We start from the raw sequence: 7,124 nt of genomic DNA, 5'->3' as shown, positions 1-7,124 counted from the left end.
AAACCCATATCCTCGAAGGCAGCCTGCAGCCAGCCGTGCGCGGCAGTGCCGGCGAGCTGTACCTGGGCGGCGTTGGTCTTGCCCGTGGCTACCACCAGCGCCCGGCGCTGACTGCCGAACGCTTCGTGCCGGACCCGTTCAGCGACAACGGCGGGCGGCTGTACCGCACCGGCGACCTGGCGCGCTACCGCGCCGATGGCGTGATCGACTACGCCGGGCGTATCGACCATCAGGTAAAGATTCGCGGCCTGCGTATCGAACTGGGTGAAGTCGAAGCGCGCCTGCTGGAGCTGCCCAGCGTGCAGGAAGCGGTGGTGCTGGCCCAGGATGGGCCGAGCGGCAAGCAGTTGGTGGGCTATGTGGTGCCGGCCGACAGCACGCAGGACCACAACGCCTTGCGCGACAGCCTGCGCGAAGCGCTGAAGGCAGGCTTGCCGGACTACATGGTCCCGACGCACTTGCTGCTGCTCGACCAGCTGCCGGTGACGCCAAATGGCAAGCTGGACCGCAAGGCCCTGCCGCAGCCGGATGCCAACCAGTTGCAGGGTGAATACATCGCCCCGCAAACCGAGCTGGAGCAGCAGATTGCGGCGATCTGGGCAGATGTGCTGAAGCTGGACAGGGTGGGGCTTGACGACAACTTCTTCGAGCTGGGTGGCGATTCGATCATCTCGTTGCAAGTGGTTAGCCGAGCACGCCAGGTGGATATCCACTTCACTCCCAAGGACCTGTTCGAGGCACAGACGGTGCAAGCGCTGGCGCGACTCGCCTCGCGTGGCGACATCGTGCTGATCGATCAGGGCGCGGTGACTGGGGTTACACCGCTCACGCCCATCCAGCACTGGTTTTTCGAACAACCCATTGCCAAGCGCCATCACTGGAACCAATCGGTCCTTCTGACCCCAGGCGAAGCGCTTGACGCGCTGATGCTCGATGCCGCACTGCAGGCATTGCTGAACCACCACGATGCCTTGCGTTTGCGCATGGTCAAGCATGGGGTGCAGTGGCAGGCGGAGTTTGCCGAAGCGGGTCATGTCCAGTTGTGGCAGCGGGATTTCGCCAGCATCGAGCAACTGGAGCAAGACGCCGCCCAAGCCCAGCGCAGCCTCGACCTTGAGCACGGCCCCTTGCTGCGCGCCATGCTCGGGACGCTGCCTGACGGTAGCCAGAGGCTGCTGTTGGTGATCCACCACCTGGTGGTGGACGGCGTGTCGTGGCGTGTACTGCTGGAGGACCTGCAGCAGGCCTACCAGGCCCTGGCCGCCGGGGAGCCGCTGCAACTTGCGCCCAAGACCACGTCGTACAAAGCGTGGGCCGAGCGTTTGCAAACCTATGCCGCCGCGCCGGAGCTGCAACAGCAACTGGGCTACTGGCAGGCGCAGTTGCAAGGCACCCGCGAAGCGCTGCCCTGTGATAACCCGCAGGGCAGCCGGCAACTCAGGCATGCTGCTTCAGTCAGCACCCGCCTGGATGCGCAAAGCACCCGACGGCTGTTGCAGGCGTGCTCTGTGGCCTATCGCACGCAGATCAACGACCTGCTACTGACGGCGCTTGCGCAGGCAGTCACCCAATGGAGTGGCCAGCCTGAGGTGCTGGTGCGCCTGGAGGGACATGGTCGCGAAGACCTGTTTGCGGGCATCGACCTGACGCGCACGGTGGGCTGGTTCACCAGCCTGTACCCGGTGAAGCTGAGCCCGCAAGCGGACCTGGCGGGTTCCATCAAGACCATCAAGGAACAGTTACGCGCCGTGCCTGACAAGGGCCTTGGCTATGGTGTGCTGCGCTACCTGGGCGATGCTGCCAGCCGCGAAGCCCTTGCAGCGTTGCCTGAGGGGCAGGTCGTTTTCAACTACCTTGGGCAGTTCGACGGCAGTTTCGACGGCGAAACAGGCTTGTTCACCCCTGCCAAGGAGCATGACGGGGCCAGGCAGGATGCCCAGGCGCCGCTGGCCAGCCTGTTGACCGTCAACGGCCAGGTCTATGGCGGCGAGCTGCGCCTGGAGTGGACTTTCAGCCAGGACGTGCACCACCGCGAAACCATCGAGCGGTTGGCCCAGGCTTACCTGCAGGCCCTGGGTGAGATCATCGAACATTGCTGTGCGAGCGGGCATCGTGGCCTGACGCCATCGGACTTCCCGCTGGCTGCACTGAGCCAGGCACAACTCGACCAGTTGCCGGTTGCAGCGGCGCACGTCACCGATGTCTACCCCTTGTCGCCCATGCAGCAAGGCATGCTGTTCCACAGCATCTACGAGCAAGGCAGCGGCAACTACATCAACCAGATGCGCGTGGATGTGGATGGCCTGAATGTAGACGCCTTCAGGCAAGCCTGGGAGGCTGCCCTGCAAGCCCACGATATCCTGCGCAGCAGTTTCATCTGGCAGGGTGATCTGGGCCAGGCGGTGCAGGTAGTACGCAAGCGTGTAACGCTGCCGTTCAGCGAGCACGACCTGCGTGCCGAGGCTGGGCTGGATCAGGCCCTGGACGCCCTGGCTGATACCGACCGGCAGCTAGGGTTCGACCTGGCCGAGGCGCCATTGTTGCGTCTGGCGCTGGTGCGTACGGGGGCTGCGCGTCATCACCTGATCTTCACCTGCCATCACATCCTGATGGATGGCTGGAGCACTTCGCAGTTGCTCGGCGAGGTCTTGCAGCGTTATGCCGGCCAGCCTGTGGTGGCCACGACGGGCAGTTATCGCGACTATATCGCCTGGCTGCAGCGCCAGGATGCACGGGCTGCCGAGACATTCTGGCGGGGCCAGATGGCTGAACTCCACGAACCCACGCGCTTGGCCCAGGCGGTGCGCAGTGCCGAGCCAGAGGGCCAGGGGCATGAGGTGCATCACCAGGTGTTCGATGCCGCGCGTACCGCTCGGGTAGAGGCGTTTGCCCGCGCTCAGCGCGTCACCGTCAACACCTTGGTGCAGGCAACCTGGCTGCTGTTGCTGCAGCGTTATACCGGGCAGTCGTCGGTGTGCTTTGGCGCCACGGTCGCAGGGCGGCCGGCGGAGCTGGCTGGCGTGGAAGCGCAGATCGGATTGTTCATCAACACCCTGCCGGTGGTGGGCGCGCCGCAAAGCGAGCAAAGCGTTGCGCAATGGATCGGGCAGGTACAGGCCAGCAACCTGGCCATGCGCGAATATGAGCACACGCCACTGTACGACGTGCAGCGCTGGGCGGGCCTGGGCGGTGAAGCGTTGTTCGACAGCCTGGTAGTGTTTGAAAGCTATCCGGTATCAGAAGCGCTTCAGCAGGGTGCGCCGAGTGGGGTGCAATTTGGCGCGGTGCAAGTGCGTGAGCAGACCAACTACCCGCTGACCGTGTTGGTGAGCCTTGGCGACAGCCTGGCCATCCAGTACCGGCATGACCGCGCTCAGTGGAACGGCGAGGCGATCGAACAGTTGGCGCATCACTTTGCAACGCTGCTTGACGCGCTGGTAAGCGATGCGGGCGCTGCACTGGGCGATCTGCCGCTGCTCGATGCTGCGCAGCACCAGCTTATCGTGCAGGACTGGAATCGCACGGCGGCCAGCTACCCGGCCGAGCGTTGCATTCACCAGCTGTTCGAGGCGCAGGTGGCCAGCGCACCAGACGCCGTCGCGCTGATCCACGGCGAGCAGACGCTCAGTTATGCCGTGCTGAATGCGCGGGCCAACCAGCTGGCGCACAAATTGCGCGAGTCCGGTGTCGGCCCGGAAGTACTGGTGGGTGTCGCCATGGAGCGGGGCCTGGACATGGTGGTCGCGTTGATGGCGATCCTCAAGGCGGGCGGTGCATACGTGCCGCTTGACCCGGGCTACCCGCAGGATCGACTGGTGTACATGCTGGAAGACAGCCAGTCGCTTTTGTTGCTGTCGCAATCACACCTGCTCGAACGTGTGCCGTCCAGCTTCCAGGCGCGCACGCTGCTGGTTGACCAGTTGCACCTCGACGGCTACGACGAGATCGACCCGGTGTGCCTGACTACACCGGACAACCTGGCCTACTGCATCTACACATCCGGCTCCACCGGCAAGCCCAAAGGGGTGCAGATCGAACATCGCAACGCCGTGGCGATGATCGCCTGGGCGCAGTCGGTCTACAGCCGGCAAGACCTGTGTGGCGTATTGGCGTCCACATCGATCTGTTTCGACCTGTCGGTCTGGGAGCTGTTCGTAACCCTGGGCTCGGGTGGTTACGCGGTGCTGGCAACCAATGCCCTGGAACTGCCCCACCTGCCGGCCAAGGACCAGGTACGCCTGGTCAACACGGTGCCGTCGGCCATCAAGGTGCTGCATGAAACCGGCCAGTTGCCGCCCGGCGTACGCATCATCAACCTGGCGGGAGAAGCGCTCAAGCAGGGGTTGGTCGACGCGCTGTACACGACCGGCCATGTGCTCAAGGTATACGACCTGTATGGCCCGTCGGAGGACACCACCTATTCCACCTTCACCCTGCGCACGCAGGGTGGCCAGGCCAATATTGGCCGGCCGCTGTCCAACAGTGCGGTATACCTGCTGAGCGAAGCCGGCGCGCCGCTGCCGACAGGTGTGGTGGGGGAGTTGCACATGGCCGGTGCAGGGCTGGCGCGTGGTTACCTGGCGCGCCCTGGCCTTACCGCTGAGCGTTTTCTCCCAGACCCGTTCGGCAAAGCGGGCAGCCGCCTGTACCGCACTGGTGACCTGGCCCGTTATGGCGCCGATGGCGTTATCGAATATGTCGGGCGCGTCGATCATCAGGTGAAGATCCGTGGTTTCCGTATCGAACTGGGCGAAATCGAGGCGCGACTGCAGCAGCAGGACACCGTGCGTGAAGCGGTGGTTCTGGCCCAGGATGCAGCGGGAGGCCAGCAACTGGTGGGCTATGTGGTGCCAAGTGATGCTGCGTCGGTTGAAAGCCAGGAAGCGCAGACGGCGCTGCGCGACACCCTGCGCGCCCAACTGAAAGCCAACCTGCCGGATTACATGGTGCCAGCACACTTGCTGCTGCTCGAGCGCCTGCCGTTGACACCGAATGGCAAGCTGGACCGCAAGGCTTTGCCTCAGCCGGACGGCAACCTGCGGCAAGCAGCTTATGTGGCGCCGGACACGGAGCTCGAACGTAAGGTTGCGGCAATATGGGCTGAAGTTCTGGGCGTGGAAAACGTATCTCTTACCGACAACTTCTTCGAGCTGGGCGGCCATTCCTTGCTGGCAACCCAGGCGGTAGCACGACTGCAGATCGAACTGGGCACGAACCTGCCACTCGCGTTGTTGTTCCAGACAGAGAACCTGCAGGCCTTTGCGCAAGAGGTAGGCAGTCTCGGTACCCGAAACGACGGAGACCTGGATGAGCTCCAGGACTTCATGGCAGAGCTCGAGGCGGTTTGAGATGCACACGGACAATAGAAACGCAGACCTGGTTTATCGCTTCATTCGTCTGCCGCAGGCACAGCAGAAGCTGTTTCTCGAGAAACTGGCGTCCAAGGGCGTCACCCTCGCGCAGCTGCCCATTCCAGTGGTCAGGAACGAAGTCGAACGCCTTGTGCTGTCCTATGCCCAGCAACGCCAGTGGTTCCTCTGGCAGATGGAGCCTGACGGCTCGGCCTACAACATACCAACCGCGCTCCGGTTCCGCGGCCAGCTGGACCTGGCCGCCCTGCAGCGCAGCTTCGAGACGCTGATCCAGCGTCATGAGGCCTTGCGCACGACCATTGGCGAGGAAGATGGGCAGTTGCTGCAGGTGATCCACCCCTGCCAGCCTTTCGAACTGGCCCGTCAGGCCGTGGGTACCCTGGATGAGGGCGCTTTGCAGGCGCAGGTTGCACTTGAGGTACAGCAGCCATTCGATTTGGCTCGGGGGCCACTGTTGCGGGTGAAATTGCTGGATCTGGGGCAGGAAGAGCACGTGCTTGTGCTCACCCTGCACCATATCGTTGCCGATGGCTGGTCGATGCCGTTGCTCATCGATGAACTGGTAAGCCTTTATGAAGGCTACAGCCAGGGCCGTGAGGTGGCGCTGGCCGAACTGCCGATCCAGTACGCCGATTATGCGATCTGGCAGCGAGCATGGATGGACGCTGGCGAGCGCGAGCGGCAACTGGCGTACTGGATGTCGCAATTGGGTGATGACCACCCGGTGCTCGAACTACCCACCGACAGACCACGCCCGGCGCAGCAGAGCTACCGGGGCCAGCGTATCAACGTCGACCTGGGTGAGGCGCTTGGCCTGTCGCTCAAGCAGCTGGTACAGCGCCAGGGTGCGACAGCCTTCATGCTGTTGCTGGCCAGTTTCCAGGTGCTGCTGCATCGGTATTCCGGGCAGGCTGATGTGCGTGTGGGCGTGCCCATCGCCAACCGGAACCGGGTAGAAACCGAACGGCTCATCGGCTTTTTCGTCAACACCCAGGTCATGCGTGCCGCGTTCGACACGCAGCTGACTTTCAGCGAATTATTGGCACAAGTGCGCCAGCGGGCGTTGGCTGCGCAGGTCCATCAGGACCTGCCATTCGAGCAACTGGTCGATGCCTTGCAGCCAGAGCGCAGTTTGAGCCACAGCCCCTTGTTCCAGGTGATGTACAACCATCAGACCCGAGTGAAAGGGGAGCGTCGCAGCTTGCCCGGCCTGGAGGTGGAGAGCCTGCCGTGGAGTGTGCATGCGGCGCAGTTCGACCTGACTCTGGACACTTTCGAGCACGAGCATGGCTTCAGCGCCACCCTGACCTTCGCAACCGACTTGTTCGATGCCGCGACCATTCAGCAGATGGCTACTCACTGGCGCAACCTGCTGCAAGGCATCGTCGCCAACCCAGACCAGCGAGTGGCTGAACTGCCGCTGATGGATGACACTGACCGGCAGCATATCGTGGATGGCTGGAATGCAACGCAAGCCGATTATCCAGGTGATACCAGCATTCATCAGCTGATCGAAGCCCAGGTGTTCGCCACCCCGGATGCCCCGGCCCTGGTATTCGGCGAGCACACGCTGACGTACGCCCAGCTCAACCGCCGGGCCAACCAGCTGGCGCACAGGTTGCGCAAGCAGGGCGTGGGCCCGGATGTGCTGGTGGGCATCGCCATGGAACGCAGCCTGGAGATGGTCATCGGCCTGCTGGGCATCGTCAAAGCCGGCGGGGCCTACGTGCCGCTCGACCCTGAATACCCACA

General features: G+C 63.4%; 2 protein-coding genes. Both read left to right on the top strand.

Going from position 1 to position 7,124, the window contains the following annotated elements:
- Positions 1 to 5,348, top strand: a 5,348-nt coding sequence (locus HP547_RS25785) for a non-ribosomal peptide synthetase (RefSeq protein ID WP_172288228.1), incomplete at its 5' end; no start/stop codon positions are given.
- Between the two features lie 28 nt (positions 5,349 to 5,376).
- Positions 5,377 to 7,124, top strand: a 1,748-nt coding sequence (locus HP547_RS25780) for a condensation domain-containing protein (protein ID WP_372242940.1), incomplete at its 3' end; no start/stop codon positions are given.

The sequence above is a fragment of the Pseudomonas sp. CM27 genome (genome assembly GCF_013179515.1).
Taxonomy (GTDB): Bacteria; Pseudomonadota; Gammaproteobacteria; order Pseudomonadales; family Pseudomonadaceae; genus Aquipseudomonas.
Note: the sequence above shows the minus strand (reverse complement) of the source record. Positions and strands in the feature narration are given on the sequence as shown.